Annotated in this window: 17 protein-coding genes; 9 read left to right on the forward strand and 8 right to left on the reverse strand. The window is 54.0% G+C overall.

Features of this window, described 5'->3' with window-relative positions; genetic code table 11:
- Positions 1-6 precede the first annotated feature (6 nt).
- The gene (locus tag JWJ90_RS07730) at positions 7-1,782 is read left to right on the forward strand and encodes an ABC transporter ATP-binding protein (protein WP_205226635.1); all 1,776 of its coding nucleotides are present in this window, start codon (positions 7-9) and stop codon (positions 1,780-1,782) included.
- Positions 1,775-3,577, forward strand: a complete 1,803-nt coding sequence (locus JWJ90_RS07735; protein WP_205226636.1) for an ABC transporter ATP-binding protein — start codon at positions 1,775-1,777, stop codon at positions 3,575-3,577. The genes JWJ90_RS07730 and JWJ90_RS07735 overlap by 8 nt, the downstream gene beginning before the upstream one ends.
- A gap of 168 nt (positions 3,578-3,745) precedes the next feature.
- Here JWJ90_RS07735 and JWJ90_RS07740 read toward each other — a convergent pair whose 3' ends face one another.
- From JWJ90_RS07740 to JWJ90_RS07775, 8 genes are all read right to left on the reverse strand, one after another.
- Complete coding sequence (locus tag JWJ90_RS07740; protein ID WP_205226637.1) at positions 3,746-4,591, reverse strand: substrate-binding periplasmic protein; 846 nt, start codon at positions 4,589-4,591, stop codon at positions 3,746-3,748.
- Positions 4,592-4,596: 5 nt separating this feature from the next.
- Positions 4,597-5,016: a DUF3124 domain-containing protein gene (locus JWJ90_RS07745; RefSeq protein ID WP_240194818.1), complete on the reverse strand. Its 420-nt coding sequence runs from the start codon at positions 5,014-5,016 to the stop codon at positions 4,597-4,599.
- A gap of 81 nt (positions 5,017-5,097) precedes the next feature.
- Positions 5,098-5,709 carry a PqiC family protein gene (locus tag JWJ90_RS07750; protein ID WP_205226639.1) on the reverse strand — a complete coding sequence of 204 codons (612 nt, stop codon included), beginning with the start codon at positions 5,707-5,709 and terminating at the stop codon, positions 5,098-5,100.
- A gap of 2 nt (positions 5,710-5,711) precedes the next feature.
- The gene (locus JWJ90_RS07755; protein ID WP_205226640.1) at positions 5,712-6,719 is read right to left on the reverse strand and encodes an MlaD family protein; all 1,008 of its coding nucleotides are present in this window, start codon (positions 6,717-6,719) and stop codon (positions 5,712-5,714) included.
- Positions 6,716-7,492 carry an ABC transporter ATP-binding protein gene (locus JWJ90_RS07760; protein ID WP_205226641.1) on the reverse strand — a complete coding sequence of 259 codons (777 nt, stop codon included), beginning with the start codon at positions 7,490-7,492 and terminating at the stop codon, positions 6,716-6,718. The genes JWJ90_RS07755 and JWJ90_RS07760 overlap by 4 nt, the downstream gene beginning before the upstream one ends.
- Positions 7,489-8,601 (reverse strand): MlaE family ABC transporter permease, encoded by a 1,113-nt coding sequence (locus tag JWJ90_RS07765; protein ID WP_205226642.1) that lies wholly within the window; start codon positions 8,599-8,601, stop codon positions 7,489-7,491. The genes JWJ90_RS07760 and JWJ90_RS07765 overlap by 4 nt, the downstream gene beginning before the upstream one ends.
- 43 nt (positions 8,602-8,644) lie before the next feature.
- The gene (locus tag JWJ90_RS07770) at positions 8,645-9,355 is read right to left on the reverse strand and encodes a lipid-binding SYLF domain-containing protein (RefSeq protein ID WP_205226643.1); all 711 of its coding nucleotides are present in this window, start codon (positions 9,353-9,355) and stop codon (positions 8,645-8,647) included.
- 357 nt (positions 9,356-9,712) lie between these two features.
- On the reverse strand, positions 9,713-9,871 hold the full coding sequence (locus JWJ90_RS07775; protein WP_205226644.1) for a rubredoxin: 159 nt from the start codon (positions 9,869-9,871) through the stop codon (positions 9,713-9,715).
- A 452-nt stretch (positions 9,872-10,323) separates the two neighbouring features.
- On the opposite strand from JWJ90_RS07775, the gene rplU reads away from it, so the two are divergent.
- The 7 genes from rplU (at position 10,324) to JWJ90_RS07810 (ending at position 18,725) form a co-directional block, all read left to right on the forward strand.
- Positions 10,324-10,635, forward strand: a complete 312-nt coding sequence (rplU, locus tag JWJ90_RS07780) for a 50S ribosomal protein L21 (protein WP_205226645.1) — start codon at positions 10,324-10,326, stop codon at positions 10,633-10,635.
- Between the two features lie 30 nt (positions 10,636-10,665).
- Positions 10,666-10,923, forward strand: a complete 258-nt coding sequence (gene rpmA, locus JWJ90_RS07785; protein ID WP_205226646.1) for a 50S ribosomal protein L27 — start codon at positions 10,666-10,668, stop codon at positions 10,921-10,923.
- 231 nt (positions 10,924-11,154) lie between these two features.
- Positions 11,155-12,183, forward strand: coding sequence for a GTPase ObgE (gene obgE, locus JWJ90_RS07790; RefSeq protein WP_205226647.1), 1,029 nt, complete (start codon positions 11,155-11,157; stop codon positions 12,181-12,183).
- Positions 12,164-13,372, forward strand: a complete 1,209-nt coding sequence (proB, locus tag JWJ90_RS07795) for a glutamate 5-kinase (protein ID WP_205226648.1) — start codon at positions 12,164-12,166, stop codon at positions 13,370-13,372. The genes obgE and proB overlap by 20 nt, the downstream gene beginning before the upstream one ends.
- Positions 13,373-13,473: 101 nt before the next feature.
- On the forward strand, positions 13,474-14,742 hold the full coding sequence (locus JWJ90_RS07800) for a glutamate-5-semialdehyde dehydrogenase (protein WP_205226649.1): 1,269 nt from the start codon (positions 13,474-13,476) through the stop codon (positions 14,740-14,742).
- A gap of 21 nt (positions 14,743-14,763) precedes the next feature.
- On the forward strand, positions 14,764-15,438 hold the full coding sequence (nadD, locus tag JWJ90_RS07805; RefSeq protein WP_205226650.1) for a nicotinate (nicotinamide) nucleotide adenylyltransferase: 675 nt from the start codon (positions 14,764-14,766) through the stop codon (positions 15,436-15,438).
- Positions 15,438-18,725, forward strand: a complete 3,288-nt coding sequence (locus JWJ90_RS07810; protein WP_205226651.1) for a UvrD-helicase domain-containing protein — start codon at positions 15,438-15,440, stop codon at positions 18,723-18,725. The genes nadD and JWJ90_RS07810 overlap by 1 nt, the downstream gene beginning before the upstream one ends.
- Position 18,726: the final 1 nt, after the last annotated feature.

The following is an 18,726-nucleotide window of genomic DNA, read 5'->3' on the forward strand; positions in this document are numbered from 1 at the left end:
CATCGTTTGCAAGACGTCTCAGGTTCTACCTCGCCTACCACTATTCCGGTCTCTCTGCGAACCCTTTTAGGGCTCATTGGCCCGACCTTCCGGCGCCACTGGCTTCGCCTTCTGGGTGGTTTCATCGCCCTGGTGGTGGTGGATTTTCTTCAGTTGATCATCCCCCGGTTTGTCAAAACTGCGGTGGATAGCCTCACTGCCCAGACGGCCAGTCAGCCACAGCTGCTGCAACTCAGCACCATGATTCTGCTCTGCGCGCTTATGGTGGCGATCTTGCGTTTTTCCTGGCGCTATCTGATTATCGGTTTTTCCCGTATTCTTGAGCAAAAGCTGCGTGATCGCTTTTTTGAGCATCTCCTGCGCATGGATCAACCTTTTTTTGAGCGCTGGACTATCGGCGATCTCATGGCCCATAACAGTAACGACATGGCCACGGTGCAAATGGCCTGTGGCATGGGGCTGGTTGCCACGGTGGATGCCCTGGTTATGTCCACTGCCGCTCTGGGCTTTATGATGGCCATCTCAGTCAAGCTCACCCTGATTGCGCTCCTCCCCATGCCGGTACTGATTATCTGCACCCGTGTACTTTCCGGGCGGTTACATCACCGGTTCAATCTGGTCCAGGAACAGTTTTCCCTGCTCACCGAGTTTGCCCGGGCGACCCTTGTATCCGTCCGCTTGATCAAGGCCTATACCCTGGAACGGTTGCAGGAAAATCGGTTCAGTGAATTGGGCGAGAAATATGTGCGCCTGAACCTCAAGGTGGCCACCGTTCAAGGGCTGCTTTTTCCCGTTGCCACCCTGGTGGGGAACGTGGGGATGTTGCTCCTGCTCTACTTTGGGGGGATTCTGGTGATCAAGGGCGACATCACCATTGGCTCCTTTGTCGCCTTTGTCAGCTATCTCTATATGCTCATCTGGCCAATGATGGCGGTGGGCTGGGTTGCCAATATTTTCCAGCGCGGTGTCACCAGTCTGCGCCGTATCAACCGGGTATTGACCCAAGAGCCCATAGTCGTTCAGCCCCCCTTTCAACCGCTCCCGAAGAAAGAGCAGTATACCTATACCTGCCAAAAACTCAGCTTTCAGTACAGCGAGGCAACCCACCGAGCCCTTGACGGCATCGATCTTACCATAGGGCCAGGGCTTGTCGGCATGACCGGACGAACCGGCTCGGGCAAATCGACCCTGTGTAAGATCTTGCTGCGCATGTATCCTGTCAAAGATTCCATGCTTTTTTTTCAAGGCGTGGATGTCAATGATCTCTCCCAGGAAGATATTCGAAACAATATCGCCTACGTGGGCCAGGAACCGGTGGTTTTTGCCGATACCATTGCCGCCAATATCAGTTTTGGTCGTCCTGAAGCAACCATGGATGAGATCCAGGCGGCGGCAAAGGCTGCAGCCATCGATACCGATATTGCTCAGTTCAGCGGTGGATATAAGGCAGTGATTGGAGAGCGCGGTGTCAAACTCTCGGGGGGACAACGGCAACGACTGGCCCTGGCGCGAGCATTGCTCTGTGATCGGCCGCTGCTCATTATTGATGATGCCCTCTCAGCCATTGATGTGGAGACAGAACAGCAGGTGCTTCAGGGGATTCTCGCAAAAATGGAGGGCAAATCGGTGCTGTTGATTTCGCACCGGGTCAATGTGCTGCGCCATGCCGATCGCATTGTTTTACTTGATGCAGGTAAGATCGTCGATCAGGGACAGCACCAGGACCTGCTGGCGAATCCCTTTTATCGCATCATGGTGGAGAAACAGCGTAACGATGCATAATTTCGGCTATTCAGAAGAGGGGCAGGACGGCTCTCTTAGTGATATTCGCCTCTGGCGACGGGTGTGGCAGTACTGCCACTCCCATGTCTTTGCCTTGTTTGGGGCGGTTCTGCTTTCCCTGGTGGTCACCCTGGCGTCCCTTGGGCTGCCACGCTTGATGCAGATGGGGATTGATCAGTACATCGTCCATGCCGGGCTTGAGCAAGGGACACGCATCAGTGGCCTGGGGCGGGTTGCGTTCTGGTATGGACTCTGCGTGGGCCTGATCTTTCTCGCCACCTTTGTTCAGGTTGTCCTGCTGGAGTGGATTGGGCAGTCCATTATGCACCGCTTACGGCAAAATCTGTTTACCCACCTTCTGACGCTGGATCTAGGCTTCTTTCACAGTCAGCCTGCAGGGCGATTGGTCACCCGGTTGACCAATGATATTCAGAACATGCACGAGATGTTCACCTCGGTGATGGTGACCCTGTTTAATGATGGGCTCAAGCTGGTCGGTATTTTCTGGTTTCTCTATATGATGAATTGGCACCTTGCCCTGGTGATGACCATCTTCATTCCCCTGGCCGTGCTTTTGACCGTTATCTTCTCCCGGTTTGCTCGGGTGCAGTTCCGGGCAATCCGTTCTCAGTTGGCCAAGATCAACAGCTTCCTAGCTGAGGCCCTTGCAGGTATTGGCGTTATTCAGGCCTTTGGTGGTGAGGGACGCTCAAGAAACACGCTTGCGGCCCTGAACCAGGAATACATGCGGCGGACCTTTGGCCAAATCAAGGTTTTTGGCGCCTTCATGCCGCTTATTGAGCTCATGGGGTCGATGGCGGTTGCCCTTATTATTTGGTACGGTGGCGGAGAGGTCATGCAAGAGCAACTGACTATTGGTGAGCTTGCCGCCTTTATCTTCTATATGCGGCTTTTTTTTCAGCCTCTTCGCGAGCTTTCCCAAAAGTACTCCATTGTCCAGTCGGCAATGGCCTCGGCAGAGCGCATCTTTCAGACGCTGGATGCCAAGACCTCACTGCACATTGTCCCCGGGTTCGATCAGAAACAATTTCAGGCGCTGCGTAACCAGGGGAAAATTGATTTTCAGGATGTGCATTTTGCCTATGAAAAGGGGAAACCCATCCTTTCCGAGATCAATCTTCATATCACCCCGGGAGAGACCCTGGCCCTTGTGGGCTCCACCGGTGCGGGCAAGTCCACCCTGATTTCACTTTTATCCCGCTTTTATGACCCCGTCTCCGGGCAGATTTTAGTCGATGGTGTGGATGTGCGCCAGGTGCCGCTTGCAACCCTGCGTCAGCGGGTGGGGATTATTATGCAGGATATTTTTATTCTTCCCGATACGGTGCGGGCCAATATTATCCTCGACCAGGCCGATGAACCGGATCGGTTGGAGCATATTTTAGAGCAAACCGGCCTGCACTCTTTCATTGACCGTCTTCCGCAAGGACTGGATAGCCGTATCGGCGAGGGGGCGCTTAATCTGAGCCTGGGGGAGAAACAGCTGCTTTCTTTTGTGCGGGCCCTGTACCGTGATCCGACCATTCTAGTGCTTGATGAGGCCACCGCCTCCATCGATACCGAGTCGGAGAACATGCTGGAACAGGCTATTGAGGCGGGGTTTAAGGGGCGAACCTCCCTGGTGATTGCTCACCGCCTCTCCACCATTCGACGAGCCGACCGCATTGTGGTCATGGATCATGGAAAGATTATCGAGCAGGGAAGCCATGACGAACTCATGGCAACAGACACGCTTTACCGCTCACTGGTACGCCTGGATGGTCAGGAAGAATAAAGCGCAGAGAGTAACCATCCGCCCTGCAGTTGAGCCTGAATCCGTGGCAGCGGGCGCTCACGGGTTCAGGGGGAAGAATGAGCGCTTTTTCCGAAGGGAGTTTTTGAGCCTGGCATTGCGACCAGGCTTGTTTGTTTGAGCAGATGAAAATTTTGCCCCCCGCCCCCATCAAGGATTGAGATGGGGGCTGTAGGCAGTGTTTCGATAAAAAGGAAGCCGCTGGCTGAGCAGGGTCTCCAGGGCTCCTTCTGTTTTCAGTTGCTTGAGATACGCATTGGCTGCCTGGTGGAGTTCTTTGTTTTCCGGAAGAATCGCCCAAGCCAGGGACTCTCGGGTGAGCAAGGTGGTGCCGGGGGTCAGGCCTTGTTCGATGAACTGGGCCGCATAGTAGTTGTTGGTGGGAAGGTCACAGATGAACACGTCAATGCGATCCATGATCAAGGCCTGGAGCCCGGAGAGGCTGCTGGCGTAGTGGTGGATACTCCCCTTGGGATTCAGGCCTCCGACTAACTTCGCTCCAGGGCTTTCTTTGACCACACCCAAGCGGATCGAATCGCTGATCAAGTGTTCGTTTCCTCTTCCCAGCAGAGGAAAATCATCAAGATGCATCAGAGCGACCTGTCCGGAGATGAGATAGGGCTCCGTAGTTGCCAGTCTCTGCTCTCGGGCCGTAGCAACAGACATTCCGGACATGATAATATCGATGCGTTTTGCCTGAAGCGAGGGCACGAGTTTCTGGCGAGGCAGTTCCACCAACTTCAGAGGCCGGTTGAGTGAGCGTGCGAGGCCTTGGGCAAAGTTCAGTTCAAGACCGGTTACCAGCCCATTTTTTTTCATGATCAAGGGAGGGCTGTCCGGAGCAATACCAACCTTGAGCGGTTGCGGCTCAACAAATGCGTCCAACGGGCCGTCGGTTCGTTTGGCCTGGCAACCGCCAAGTAAACCGGTCAGCAGGCAGCAGAGCAGGAGTGTGTACCAGGCGTTGAAGGGAAAGAGAAGGCGTGGTGAACTCATAACAATCAGTGCCCTGGGGTTCCCTTGATAACTCGGCCCGTGGAAACAAATGAAATGCCCTGCTGCAGTTTGGTGCCGATCATCACCGATTCGACAATGGGTTCCACCACCGCCTCTTCAGCTTTCCAGTCAACCAGGAATTTTGCGCCAGAGCCTCCTTGGGAATCCGATTCCGGGACAATGAAGCGGATCGAACTCAACGGAGCAATAGTCTGTTGTTTGTCCAGGTAGCGGCGCAGCAGTTTCCCATGGGAATCATAGTAACGAACACTGGTTAAAATGAGCGCACGCTCCGGGTCTGTGTTGCGGATACTGAGTGTTGCCGTGAGCTGAAAGGGGCGGTCACGAAAACGATCGTCAGCATAGATATGCGAGTAAATAGGTACGTAGACCGTCTGGCCCATCCATTTTGATAAGACCTGCATGGCCGAGGCTGGACGTGTCAGTAGTACCAACGACAGAAGACAAAGAAAAAGGCGTAAAGTAGGCATGATAGATTGAATGCGTTAAAGGGCTGTGTGAAGCTCCACAAGGGATTGTGCTATCTCACGACTTAAATCGGCCAGAGCACGGGACGCTGCATGAACATAGCCTGTGTATTCAGGCGTGTCTATGGAGCTTTTCTGCTGATATATTTTTCTCAAACAGATTGTTTGCTTCCTTCGGTCGCTGATGGTGTAGGTCGCACGGGTCTGAAACTCTTTTCCATCACCACTGAACTCTCCCACCTCCACCTCCACCTGGTAGGCCGGCTGTGCGTAGCGGGGACCGGGAAACAGGCTCACGTTGGCTGTTGCCAGAAGCTGTTGCAGCTGGCTGGTCAGGTGTACTGCGAGCTGTTTGTCCAGGCTTGCAGACCAGAGATGCGAGGCAGCTGCCCGTGCTTCACCGTCTCTTTGCTGATAGAGAAGGCTTCTCCCCTGGAGGTGCGGGGCCACCTGTACCGGCAACACCAGAATTATTTCTTTTACTCTCTGATCCTCAGCTACAATCGGGGGCTGGTTGATGCTCTGCAGGCTATAGAGGGTTGCCGTTTGCGTGGAACTCAGGCAGCCTGCAAGTGACAGAACGAGAGCCAGGAGTAACCCGTGGCGAGACCACTGCGCTGGTCGATTCATGGCTACTGCACCTCTCTGGGGCCAAAAATAAGGGCATTGGGGTTCTGCTGCAGATAATCGGAGACCTCTCGAATGGAGGTCGCTGTCTGCTCAATTTCCCGTAATGAACTCTCAAGCTGATAGATAAAAGTTGAGTCTTTGGCGGTCAACTGCTGCAGGTTGGCAAGTGTTTGTGAAAGGGAACCGGTTGCCTTGTTGAGATTCATAAGAGTGCGATGCAGCTCCTTGCTGAGACCAGGGAGAGTGTGCTGCCCGTCTTTGAGCAGGTCTTTTGCCGCTTGTGCAGCAGAACCCACCTGGCGAATGCTTGTTTGCAGGGTATCGGCGAGCTCTGGAAATTTTTCATCCACATGGAGCAGAAGCGTGTTGAGTTTGTTCACGCTCACGCTTGCGCTCTGAAAGAGTTCATGGGTTTTTCTGGAGCTGATCAGTTGGTTCAGCCCATCCAGAGCAAGTCCTGCTTTAGCAAGCAGTTCGCTTAAAGGGAGACTTTCAATTGTTTGGGTGATTTGCTCCAGGCCCGAGGGCATGGTCGGTATTTCCAGAATCTCCGAGTTGTTTCCCCGGTACGTAGCCGTGTTTTCAGGGTGGAGTGCAAGATCGATATAGAGTTTGCCGGTGAGAAAGCTGGTCATTTTTAATTGGGCTCTGAGACCATTGGCTATCATCTGACTCAGAGCGGTGCGCAGAACATCAGGATCCCATTCTTTTGAAGAGGTGCCGGTAATTGAGGCAGCCTGTTCAATGTCGATGGCTACCGGTATCAGGTAGGTGTTGGACCGCTGATCAAAGTTGATCTGGACCTCGCTGACCCGGCCTATATTGACTCCGCGGAAGGTGACCGGTGCCCCGACATCAAGTCCGTACAGAGAACCTGTAAAGTAGGCAACACAGCGAAATTGTTGATCGCGAAGTTGCACCTGACCAAGAATGATAATCGCAACGACGGTGATGGCCAGTGCCACAAGAACAAAACCACCGATCAGGGTCGGGTTGGCTTTTTTACTCAAACCGTGCGCACCTCCCGTTTACCGGTTCCCCGGGTGAGAAATTGAACAACCGTTTCTTCCTGACACTCTTTCAGTAACATTTTGGGATCGCCTGTGGCTAGCATAGTCTTTTTTTCACCGTCTAAAAAGACCGAGTTTGTACCGATGGCATAGATCGAGGCCAGCTCGTGCGTGACGATGATCACGGTGGCGCCCAGCCCTTCGCAGAGTTCCTGGATGAGCTGGTCCAGGTTGCGGGCGCTGATGGGATCAAGCCCTGCTGAGGGTTCGTCAAAAAAAAGGAAATCGGGGTCCAGCGCGATAGCTCTTGCCAGAGCCGCCCGCTTGCGCATGCCACCTGAGAGCTGTGCCGGGTAATAGGATTCAAAGCCAGCCAGACCGACCAGGGAGAGTTTAAAGGAGACCAACTCGTCTATGACCTTGGGCGCCAGGGAGGTATAGTGGGCAAGGGGGAGGGCGATGTTTTCTCCGAGGGTCATGGAACTCCAGAGGGCGCCTGATTGGTAGAGGACCCCGGCCTTGCGCAAAATTGCAGCCCTGTCCGTTTCATCTAGTTTCCAGAAGTTCTCCTTACCATACCAGATTTCACCCTGAGCTGGTTGCATCAGACCTATCATATGGCGCAGCAGGGTCGACTTGCCACAACCGGACCCCCCCATGATCACAAAAATGTCGCCCTGGTTGATGGTGAAATCAAGGCCACGCTGCAGCACGAAACTGCCATAGGCCATGGTCAGGTCGGAAACGGTTATGGCGGCTGCGGTTGCGCTCATCTATAAAGGAAGTAGGTAATGATGGAATCTGAGACCACTATAAGCACGATGGAGGTGACCACCGCCGAGGTGGTTGCCGCTCCCACTGCCAGGGCGCTCCGGCCGCACTGCATGCCGCGCAGGCACCCGGCAAAGCCAATGAGCACACCAAAAATTGAGCTTTTCAGTAGGCCCTGTCCACATTGATTGAGGGTCAGGGTTTTACGGGTCTGTTCCAGAAACTCGATCAGTGAGAGATCAAGCATACTCACGCCAATAATGGAACCGCCGAGAATCCCCATGATATCAGCATAAATGCAAAGGAGCGGGAGCATCAGCATCAGGGCCAACATGCGGGGCAGCACGAGAAAACCCACCGGTGAGATGCCCATGGTGCGCAGGGCATCGATCTCTTCATTGACCTGCATCGTTCCCAGTTGGGCGGCATAAGAGGCGCCGATTCGCCCGGCGATAATCACCCCGCTCATGAGCGCGCCCATCTCCAGCACCATACCCAATCCAACCAGGTTGGCCACGTAGATCTGGGCTCCGAACATCTGCAGTTGCACTGCCCCAACAAAGGAAAGAATCACCCCAACAAGAACTGCGATCAGTGAAACAATGGGCAAAGATTCAACCCCGCAGCTTTGGACAAAGCCGAAAAAATCACGGCTTTTAAAGGGTCTTTTTCCCCCAAGCAGCTCCATGAAGGCCAGGATGATCTCACCGATAAAGGTCGCGATTTCAATGGACTGATCTGTAAGGTCCAGTACCCTGTTGCCCACACGGGTGATAAATGACTCTTTGTTTGCTCCTAAAGAAGGGCTTTGTTTCGGCGAGGTGGCGCTGAGATGCAGCAGATCCCGAACCCCTGAGGGGAGATCTTCTAGATGGATTGCTCTCTGCTCGGTGTTGGCGTGGTTAAGAATGTTCTGCAGAAAAATGAGCAACCGTGTGTCCCAGTTGCCAAGCCCTTCTTCGGCAAAATGCAGGTGCCGTACTTCTGGAACCAGGGCGCTGAGGATAGGGCCTGGATTCGGCGGCTCTGACTGCAGGGTCCAGTACCCACTCAATATGACACGGACCTCTCCTTTCTGGCTGCAATCAAGTCGAAACCGGGGGGAGTGCATGGGCTACATCCAACCAATGCTTGGAAAGTGAAACTGTCTGCTTTTACCAGCCAAGAGGTTTTCCCTGCGTTTGTGGAGGCTTTGCTTTGGGCAGAAGCTGACGAAGAGCGTCTGCCTGTGGGTTGTTATATTTCTGGGTAATGAGAATATCAAATATCTGCACCGGAGAGGTGTAATACTGACGGTTCCAATCATCTAAGGGGTTGATGATGGCCCCCTCTAGGCTTATACCGCCGTACAAACCTTGGGAGCGACCAAAGGCGAGGATATCAGCTGTCTGCGCCTTGGCCGAGATTCCCACAGGGCCGGCAGCAACCGCAACATCGGCTCCGAGTTTGAAATCAGTGCTGAGCATGGCCTTCAGCCCACGGTCAGTCATGACCAGGAGAATAATTTCAGAGGCATCGGCGCCTATCTGGAAGCCGACAGAAAGACTGCCCATGCTGTAAAAAGCTGGAGAACTCCATCTGCCGGTGGTTGGATCCTGGGCAAGGAGTACGCCTCGACCGCCGGAACCCCCCACGATAAACCCACCGCGGAGGAGTTGGGGGACAATGAAAATGCCCCGAGCTGTCGAAACATTGTTGCGAAACCATTGCATATCCGGATCGGCAAGAAAGCCCCGGTAGACGACGGTGGCCTGATTGACCAGGCTTTCCGGGTTCGTGTAGTACTCTGCCCTAGCCGGAAGCGCAGAGCATAACACAAGGCACAACAACAAGGGAAATAGGGCAAATCGGACGGAAGAGGGCATGTCGAACCTCCGTGAAAAGGACTCAATACACAAAAGTAAATAGGGTCATGGGCTTCTGAGGTGCAAGGGAAATCCACACCTTACGGAAAGCCTTATGCAAGGCACCCTATCAGTTTACCACCTGAATCCGTGATGGCGGGTGGGCACTGAACAATGTATCTTATGAATGCTCATGGATTCAGGTACCAGTAAAAAGCAAAGATATGGTAGGAAACGTGTTTCGACAACAGAAATTTGTCGTGCCGGGAAAGAGGGACGCGAATCCGTGCGCGTGATGAGCGCACACGGATTGTGGAAAAAGGGCTGCAAAACCTCCGTCTTCCAGCTGACGAAGGGCGAAGCCTCTTGGTTAGGTGGTCAGTCGGCCTCGTAGAAGTATTCTTTTTCAGCACCACACTTGGGACAAACCCAGTCATCAGGGAGGTCGGCAAAGGCGGTACCGGGAGCGATATTGTTTTCGTAATCACCTTCTTTAGGGTCATAGATATAACCACAAGGACATTCCATTTTCTGCATTGGGGCTTCTCCTGGAAGAGTTGACAAAAGGTGCACCAATCAAGGCAAGGTTGAGCGCATGATTGGTATAATCAAACACACCACAATAGTAGTTATGAATAGGTTGGTGGACAAGTGAAACCCGTTTTTTTGAGAAAAATTATTCTTTACTGTGGTGGAGCGATTCGCAACAATGAAGGGGGATTTCTTTGGGTTTTTGAGAGGGGAGAGATGGTTTTGGAGGGAAAATATCAGTAAACGAACATTCCACTTGACAGATGTCCCTGTGATCGGGTTAAATTGCACGTTCTGCGAATGAATATTTTCACTGATTTTTAATTGTGCCCGCGGGATACACTCAAACGGCGTGCCGAGCGCTTATACGCATAGATGCACGGTCTCCTCTGCGGGGTTAGACGAGTTTAATAATATTGTTGCTGATTTAGATATTGAGGATAGAGAGGAGGAGTCGCATGTATGCAATAGTTCGGACCGGCGGTAAGCAGTACCAGGTAGAGGCCGGTGATACGCTTCGCGTTGAGAAGCTGCAAGGTGAAGTAGGCGACACAGTAGAATTATCAGACGTTCTTCTGGTGGTCGATGGCGAGGCTGTAAAAATTGGGCAGCCCGTGGTTGACGGTGCCAAGGTCGTTGCCAAAATCGTTGAGCAGGGCCGCCATAAAAAAGTGCTTGTGTTTAAAAAACGCCGCCGGAAAGGGTATCAGGTCAAGAATGGTCATCGTCAGATGTACACCGCTCTGGCTATTGAGACGATTTCTGCTTAAACGAGAAACTGATTTACTGGAGAGTACACCATGGCTCATAAGAAAGCGGGCGGCAGTTCAAGAAACGGTCGCGACAGTATAGGTCAACGACGCGGTATTAAACGTTTCGGTGGGCAGATCGTAAAAGCTGGCAACATTCTTGTTCGTCAGTTGGGTACTGTGATTCACCCAGGCACCAACGTCGGATGTGGCCGAGATTACACCCTGTTTGCCAAGGTTGACGGCGAGGTTAAATACGAGTCTTTTGGCAAGGATCGCAAACGCGTTTCCGTATACCCCGTCGAGTAGCGGTCTGCTCCCTGGGGAGCGAGGCATGGTCCCTTTTCGTGGATCGCGAAGAGAGAGACACCGCTAGTTAATTGCGAACCCGGCATCAGCATGTTTGATGCCGGGTTTTTTTGTATGATCTCCGTTGGAAAGACGGTATGTAGGTACATGGGGACCGCGAAGCTGTGTCAAACGCTCGGTGCCTGACGAAGAATTTTCATCCAAGCGATCCTGCTGGGAGATGGGAAACATATGGGATTTGCTGACGAAGCAAAATTTTATGTTAAAGGCGGAGATGGCGGTAACGGGTGCGTCAGTTTTCGACGGGAGAAGTATGTCCCCAAGGGTGGACCCAATGGCGGAGACGGCGGTAAAGGCGGCGATGTTTACCTGGTCGCCGATCGCAATCTGCGTTCTTTGATCGATTTTCGTTTTCGTTCCCACTTCAAGGCGGAGTCCGGTGTGGGGGGGCAGGGGAGTGACAAGCACGGTCGCGGCGGCAAGGACTGCATTGTCCACGTGCCGCTCGGGTCTGTGATCAAGGATGCTGAAACCGGAGCCGTGCTGGTTGATCTGGTTGAAGATGAGCAGGTCTTTTGTGCTGCAGAAGGAGGCAAGGGTGGCCTTGGCAACTCCCGCTTTGCGACCTCTACCAACCGGGCACCCCGTAAATCGACTCCCGGTTGCCTGGGGGAGGAGCGCTGGCTTATTATCGAGCTCAAACTCCTTGCCGATGTGGGCTTGATAGGCCTGCCTAATGCCGGTAAGTCGACCCTGCTCTCCAAGCTCTCGGCAGCCAACCCCAAGATTGCTCCTTATCCTTTTACCACCTTGGAGCCGCAGCTGGGCGTTTTGCATCTCAAATACAGCGAACCATGTATTATTGCAGACATCCCCGGTCTCATCGAAGGCGCACATGAAGGCGTTGGCCTTGGGCATCGATTTTTGCGGCACATTGAACGTACTTCCATTCTCCTGCATCTCATAGATGCCTCTGGCGAAGGGGATCAGCCTCTTGAAGAATATAAAATTCTTGAGGCTGAACTGGCGGCCTATAAAGAAGAACTTCTTGAGCGTACTCATCTGGTACTTTTAAACAAGATTGACCTGATAGACGAAGAGCGCCTTAAAGAAATTCAGGACCAGTTTGCCTCCCTTGGTTTAGAGGTCCGAGCAATCTCTGCCGAGACCGGAGAGGGGCTTGAGTCGATTAAGGAACGACTGGCAGATTTGTTGGAAGAGCAGCGGGCACAGGAAAACGATGACCTTTCAGGTGAATAAGGACGACGGCCTTTTTTACCGTCAAACCCTCTTTGATCAGGCCCGGCGTGTGGTGATTAAGGTCGGCAGTGCCGTCCTCACCAACGACGATGGTCTGGATTACTCCATCATTACCACTATCGCCCGTCAGGTGAGTTTTCTTCAATCCACCGGGCGCGAGGTTATTTTGGTGAGTTCCGGAGCCGTGGCCGCCGGGCGCAAACGATTGGGTATCGTCAAGACCCCGCATGAGGAACTCAAGGTGAAACAGGCACTGGCAGCCACCGGCCAGGGGCTGTTGATGCAGGACTATGAGCAGGCCTTTGCCGATCTCAATCAACCTGTGGCCCAGGTCCTGCTGACCCATGGTGATCTCTCCAGCAGGGAGCGGTATCTCAACGTGCGCAACACGGTCCTGACCCTGTTTCAATTCGGGGTTGTACCCATTATCAATGAAAACGATACGGTCTCCGCTGAGGAACTGCGTTTTTCCGATAACGATACCCTTGGCGCCCTGATGACCAACATGATCGGTGCCGACATGTTCATCATCCTCACCGATGTGGACTCCCTTTATACAGGCAATCCCTCTGAGGATGCCACGGCACGACCTATCTACACTGTCGCCAGAATTACCAAAGAAATCGAAAAGATGGCCGGGCATTCCACCAGTTCTCTGGGAACCGGGGGGATGATGGCTAAAATTCGGGCGGCCAAGATGGTTGCGGCCTGTGGTGGGTGCTCCTTTATCGGCCCGGGCAAGCATCCGGAGATACTGCAGGCGTTGTTTAGCGGTGAGCTGGTCGGTACCTTCTTTCTCCCGGGAACAGGAAAGATGAATCGCCGCAAACACTGGATCGCCTACGTGCTCAAGCCCCAGGGAATGCTGGTGGTCGACAACGGGGCCAGACGGGCCTTGGTCGAGCAGGGAAGAAGCCTGCTGCCCTCAGGTATCACTGAGGTGCGTGGCAGCTTTCCACTGGGTGCGCCCGTTCACTGTCTGGACGGGGAGGGCCAGGTGATCGCCGCAGGGTTAAGTAATTACAGCAGTAGCGATCTGGAAAAGATAAAAGGAAGAAAAACCTGTGAGATTGTTGACCTGCTGGGACGCAAGGAACATGATGAGGTGATCCATCGCGACAACCTGGTGCTCATGGGCCGTGAAGGACTGCCTGCACGTACCTCTCAGGATGAACCGGTCGCGTCATAGTACGCAAAGAATGCAAACGACCGGCACGGGTTAGCCAGAGATGTGAAAGAGTGAACGTTTTTACCCCTATCTATATTGACCCCTGAACACGGAGGACACGAATGGATCGAGCACAGATTGAAACAGCTGTTCTGGAGATGGTGAAAAAGGCCAAGGCGGCCAGCCGCAATATCGGTGCCATGCCAACCGCCCTGAAAAACACCATTCTGCTCGATGTCGGCGAGGCCCTCATTGCCCAGCAACAGTACCTCATCGAAGAAAACGCCAAGGATATGACTGCCGGAGAGAGCAAGGGCTTGAGCCCGGCTATGCTCAACCGACTGCAGATCACCGAAAAAGGAATCAAAGACATGGTCCAGGGACTGCGGGAGGTTGCAGCTCTGGAGGATCCGGTGGGCGAGGTCAGCGAGATGGGGAACCGCCCCAGCGGTATTACCGTTGGCCGTATGCGGGTACCCCTGGGCGTTATCCTCATGATCTACGAGTCACGGCCCAACGTAACCATCGACTCTGCTGCCCTTTGTCTTAAAGCTGGTAATGCGATCATCCTTCGCGGTGGTTCTGAGGCCATCCATTCCAACATGGCCCTGGCCAAGGTGCTGCAGGAGGTCCTGGTCAAGCATAAGGTGGATCCGGCCATTGTTCAGGTCCTTTCGTTTACCGATCGTGCAGGCATTGATCTGCTTCTTGAGCAGGAAGAGTATATCGACCTGGTCATTCCCCGCGGTGGTGAAGGGCTGATTCGGGCGGTAACCCAGAAATCCCGGATTCCGGTGCTCAAGCATTACAAGGGGGTCTGTCACTGCTTTGTGGATGAGAGCGCGGACCAGGAGATGGCAGTTCGCATTATTCAAAACGCCAAAGTGCAACGTCCCGGTGTCTGCAATGCTTTGGAGGGGGTACTCGTCCATCGCGCCATTGCCGAGGAGTTTCTCCCGAAAATGGCCCAAGCCATGAAAGCGGATAAGGTGCGCATGCTTGGCTGCCCTTCCAGTTGCCTGCTTGCGGAGGATATGATCGAACCCGCCACCGAGGAAGACTGGGGCACCGAGTTTCTTGACCTGGCCCTGGTGGTGAAGGTGGTTGGTGACATGGATGAAGCCATGGATTACATCGATACCTACGGCTCCAAACACACCGAGATCATTCTTACCCAGTCCTATGCCCGCAGCCAGCGCTTTCTGCGTGAGGTCGACGCCTCTGCGGTTATGGTGAACGCCTCCACCCGCTTTAATGATGGCGGTCAGTTCGGTTTGGGGGCCGAGATAGGTATTTCCACGACCAAACTGCACGCCTATGGTCCCATGGGACTCAAAGAACTCACCACCCGTAAGTTCATTGTGTATGGAGCGGGGGAGACACGAGCCTGATCCGATAAGAAATCCGGGCCAGTGAACACAGGAAGCGACAAGGCGGCCATTGGTTTGTTCGGCGGGACATTTGATCCCGTGCATCAAGGACATCTGGCACTGGCCCAGCATGTACTGAGCCAGTGCCACCTGGATAGGGTGCTCTTTATTCCTGCCCCCAGGCCACCCCACAAGGGGGTGCTGCAGACCACCTTTGAAGAGCGTGTTGCCATGCTTGAGCTTGCCCTTGCTGAGGCGGGGGCAGGCACGCACATGCAGTGCTCCCGTATTGAGGCGGATTTACCCGCCCCTTCCTATACGGTGCAAACAGTCGAGGCTTTGCTGCAAAGGGGGACCTGCTGCACCTATTTTTTTATCATCGGTGGGGATTCTCTCATCGACCTCCCCTCTTGGCACCGGATAAAAGATCTGCTCAAGCGTATTAACCTGATCGTGGTGCAACGCGATCATCTGGCAGTCGACCGGGTCGGGCAAATGTTGCGCTCTTTAGACGCAAGTTTTACCTATGAACGCGCCCGTGGACTCTGGTGCAATCAGCAGGGACGGACGGTCGAATATATCGATGATATCGAGCTGCCAGTGTCGTCATCCCAGGTGCGGGCGGCACTTGCCAGGGGAGAACGCCCCGCCATGCTGGCTCCCGCGGTCTTTGCCTATATCCGTCAGCACCATCTCTACGGCTGGAAGGACACTTGATGCGTTACATCGCCGACCTGCATATCCACTCCCTCTATTCACGGGCCACAAGTAAAGCCAGTCATCTTTTTGGTCTGGCAGCCTGGGCTGCGGTGAAAGGGATTGGTGTGCTCGGTACCGGCGATTTTACCCATCCGGCCTGGTTCGCGCATCTGCAGGAGCATCTGGAACCTGCCGAGCCTGGGCTCTATAAATTCAAAAGCGTTAGTGGTATTGATTTTGCACAAATGCTGCCCGCAGGTCTGGCGCCGGTTATTGCGCCAGAGTCGGTCCGCTTTCTGCTCAGTGCTGAGATCAGCTCGATCTACAAACGGGGGGGTAAGGTCCGTAAAGTCCATAATCTTTTGTATGCGCCGGATTTTGAATCCGTACAGCGCGTCAACGGCACTTTGGCCACCATCGGCAATATTACCTCGGATGGTCGGCCTATTCTCGGGCTTGATTCCCGTGATCTGCTGGAGATTTTGCTGGAGAAGGCGCCGGAAGGCTTTTTTATTCCCGCCCATATCTGGACACCCTGGTTCTCCCTTTTCGGTTCAAAATCCGGCTTTGACGCCATCGAAGATTGTTTTGGCGATCTCAGCAGCCACATCTTTGCCCTGGAAACCGGCCTCTCCTCCGACCCGGAGATGAACCGTCTTGTCTCCGCTCTCGATCGCTTTACCCTGATTTCCAATTCCGATTGCCACTCACCGGCTAAACTCGGGCGAGAAGCCAATATTTTTACCACCGAGATGAGCTTTTTTGCCATCCGTGAAGCCCTGCGCAATCCTCGCAATGAACAGGGCGAGCAGGTCTTTAACGCCACTGTGGAGTTTTACCCGGAGGAGGGAAAATACCACTGTGACGGCCACCGCAAATGTAATGTCTGTTTGGAGCCCACAAAGACGCGTGAGCTTGAGGGGCTGTGTCCCGTCTGTGGGAAACCCATGACCATAGGTGTCCTCCACCGGGTCATGGAACTTGCCGATCGAACTGAGCCTCTCTATCCAGAACATAGCCCCGGCGTGCACAGCCTTATCCCACTGCAGGAGGTGCTGGCAGAGCTGTTAGGCTGCGGCCCCGGCACCAAGAAGGTGGCTGAGGGCTATAAACGTCTCATTGGGCTCTTTGAAAGCGAATTTACTCTTCTGCTGGAGACCCCCATTGCAGAGGTCAAAGCCAAGGCGGGCATCCTGCTGGCGGAGGCAATTGAGCGCATGCGCACCAACCGGGTACTCCGTCAGCCCGGGTATGACGGCGCCTTTGGCGTGATTCGCGTCTTTGACGAGGGCGAGCAGGCAGAGCTTGCAGGCCAGGAAAGTCTTTTTGGTTTAAGAAAACCAAAGGCCGCTCAAAAAAAGAGCAAAGCGCAAGCAACGCTTTCTTTAAAAAAAGCAGCAGGCAAAGCGTCCGATACGAGGAAGCAACAACTCAACCAGGCTCAATACCAGGCCGTCCACAGCAAGGCATCACTGATTGTGGTTCAGGCCGGGCCGGGGACCGGAAAAACCCACACCCTGGTCAGTCGGGCCCAGCGCGTTGCACGGGAAAACGACACCCCCTGCACCGTGATCACCTTCACCAACAAGGCCGCAGACGAGGTGCGCACGCGGCTGGAAAAAGTATTGCAGCCAACGGAGCTCCCTCTGGTTGCGACCTTTCACCGTTTTTGCCTCAACCACCTACGCAGGCTTCAGCCTGGTTTGCGGGTGGTTGGACCGGGGGAGCGACGCTGGCTTGCTGCCAAGCTCCTTGGAATACGAGATAAGCAACTGCTGCAGGGCCTTGATGAGGCACTGAGTGTGTATAGTCAAACAGGGCGTGAGCCGGTCGTCGCTCTGGTCACAGAGTATCGCCAGCATCTTGCCGAGCAGGGGCTTGTTGATCTCGACTGTCTGGTGCCTGAGCTGCTGGCAGAGCTTCGCCGTGGCGGGGAGCGAGCAGAACAGATACGCGCGGCAACAGGCCATCTCTTTGTTGATGAGTTTCAGGATGTCAATCAGGCCCAGTACGAACTGGTGGCTGAGGTGGCCCGTCATCAGGGGCATGTTTTTGTAATCGGCGATCCTGATCAGGCAATTTACGGTTTCCGTGGCTCTGATCCCAGGTGGTTCCATCAGTTTATCGCCGAATTTTCCCCAGAATGCCATCAGCTGGTCTGTAATTACCGAAGTGCTGCGACCATTGTCCAGGCCGCTGAGACCCTGATCGCCCATAACCCCCATCCCTTGCCTGTTGAGCCTATGGAGGCCAGGTCGCGGCTCCGGGGAGCACTCCATCTTCTCGCGAGCACAACACCCCAGCAGGAGGCGCGGTTCATTGCGGAGCAGATTGAAGTCGAGATCGGTGGCTCTTCCCATCGTGCTCTGGAGCAGATTGATGCCACCTGTGATTCTCAACGCAGTTTTAAAGATATCGGTGTCCTTGTCCGCACCTCTCGTCAGGCCCAGGCCATTGGCCAGGTGCTCAGTGAACGTGGGCTTCCTTTTCAACTGGTCGATCTGGAGGCCTACTACACCAAAGGCAACTGCCGCCTGCTCTATGCCTGGATACTGATCTGCGCTCGGCTGGAAGAGCCAGAGCACCTGCACTGGTTGCTGGAAGAAGAGGAAAAGCAGGGCAGGGCTGTTCCGGTTCGCGCCTATGAGGAACTCAAAAAACGAGGACCTTCCCAGGAGCAAACAGATTGGGCTTCCCTGTTTTTCAACCAGTTGGCGGCAACGAATCTGGACGCTCTCTCTCAGCTTTACAGTAACCTTACCCAGACTGAAGAGGGAACGATTGTCAGCTGTCTTGACCAAGTGATTGCCTACTATCAATTTGATCCCCAGGAAGCCTCTCTTCAGCGTTTTCGAAGCGAAGCGATCAGTTCCCACCAATCCCTCGATGCTCTGGGTGAATACCTGCTCCACTTCAGCGATTCAGTGCTTTACGATAAAAGGTCAGAGGTTATTACGCTTTCCACCCTGCACGCCGCCAAGGGGCTTGAGTTTCCCGTGGTCTTTATTGCCGGAGTTGAAGAGGGCTTACTTCCTCTGGCACCCAAAAAGAGTTTGAATGCCGAGCAGGTCCAGGCACATCTGGAGGAGGAACGACGGCTCTTTTTTGTTGGTCTTACTCGAGCAAGCACAACGCTTTACCTCTCATGGTCGCGGCAACGATCCCCTTACGGTGGTCCTCTGGAAGTGAGAGCTCTTTCCTCCTTTGTTGCCGAGTTGCCCGCAAAAAGCATCACAGCTGTTCCCTCGCAAGCAGCGAGGGCAAAAAGAAAACGAAAACATCAACAACTCTCTCTTTTTTCCTGAG

The organism is Desulfobulbus rhabdoformis (assembly GCF_016919065.1).
GTDB lineage: Bacteria > Desulfobacterota > Desulfobulbia > Desulfobulbales > Desulfobulbaceae > Desulfobulbus > Desulfobulbus rhabdoformis.

Coding starts and splice junctions, on each gene's coding strand:
- JWJ90_RS07775 (WP_205226644.1), bottom strand. CDS start 9,871: ATGCAGAAAATGGAATGTCCTTGTGGTTATATCTATGACCCTAAAGAA.
- JWJ90_RS07745 (WP_240194818.1), bottom strand. CDS start 5,016: ATGCAGGTCTTATCAAAATGGATGGGCCAGACGGTCTACGTACCTATT.
- JWJ90_RS07750 (WP_205226639.1), bottom strand. CDS start 5,709: ATGAATCGACCAGCGCAGTGGTCTCGCCACGGGTTACTCCTGGCTCTC.
- rplU (WP_205226645.1), top strand. CDS start 10,324: ATGTATGCAATAGTTCGGACCGGCGGTAAGCAGTACCAGGTAGAGGCC.
- obgE (WP_205226647.1), top strand. CDS start 11,155: ATGGGATTTGCTGACGAAGCAAAATTTTATGTTAAAGGCGGAGATGGC.
- JWJ90_RS07770 (WP_205226643.1), bottom strand. CDS start 9,355: ATGCCCTCTTCCGTCCGATTTGCCCTATTTCCCTTGTTGTTGTGCCTT.
- JWJ90_RS07810 (WP_205226651.1), top strand. CDS start 15,438: ATGCGTTACATCGCCGACCTGCATATCCACTCCCTCTATTCACGGGCC.
- JWJ90_RS07800 (WP_205226649.1), top strand. CDS start 13,474: ATGGATCGAGCACAGATTGAAACAGCTGTTCTGGAGATGGTGAAAAAG.
- JWJ90_RS07765 (WP_205226642.1), bottom strand. CDS start 8,601: ATGCACTCCCCCCGGTTTCGACTTGATTGCAGCCAGAAAGGAGAGGTC.
- proB (WP_205226648.1), top strand. CDS start 12,164: ATGACCTTTCAGGTGAATAAGGACGACGGCCTTTTTTACCGTCAAACC.
- rpmA (WP_205226646.1), top strand. CDS start 10,666: ATGGCTCATAAGAAAGCGGGCGGCAGTTCAAGAAACGGTCGCGACAGT.
- JWJ90_RS07740 (WP_205226637.1), bottom strand. CDS start 4,591: ATGAGTTCACCACGCCTTCTCTTTCCCTTCAACGCCTGGTACACACTC.
- JWJ90_RS07760 (WP_205226641.1), bottom strand. CDS start 7,492: ATGAGCGCAACCGCAGCCGCCATAACCGTTTCCGACCTGACCATGGCC.
- JWJ90_RS07735 (WP_205226636.1), top strand. CDS start 1,775: ATGCATAATTTCGGCTATTCAGAAGAGGGGCAGGACGGCTCTCTTAGT.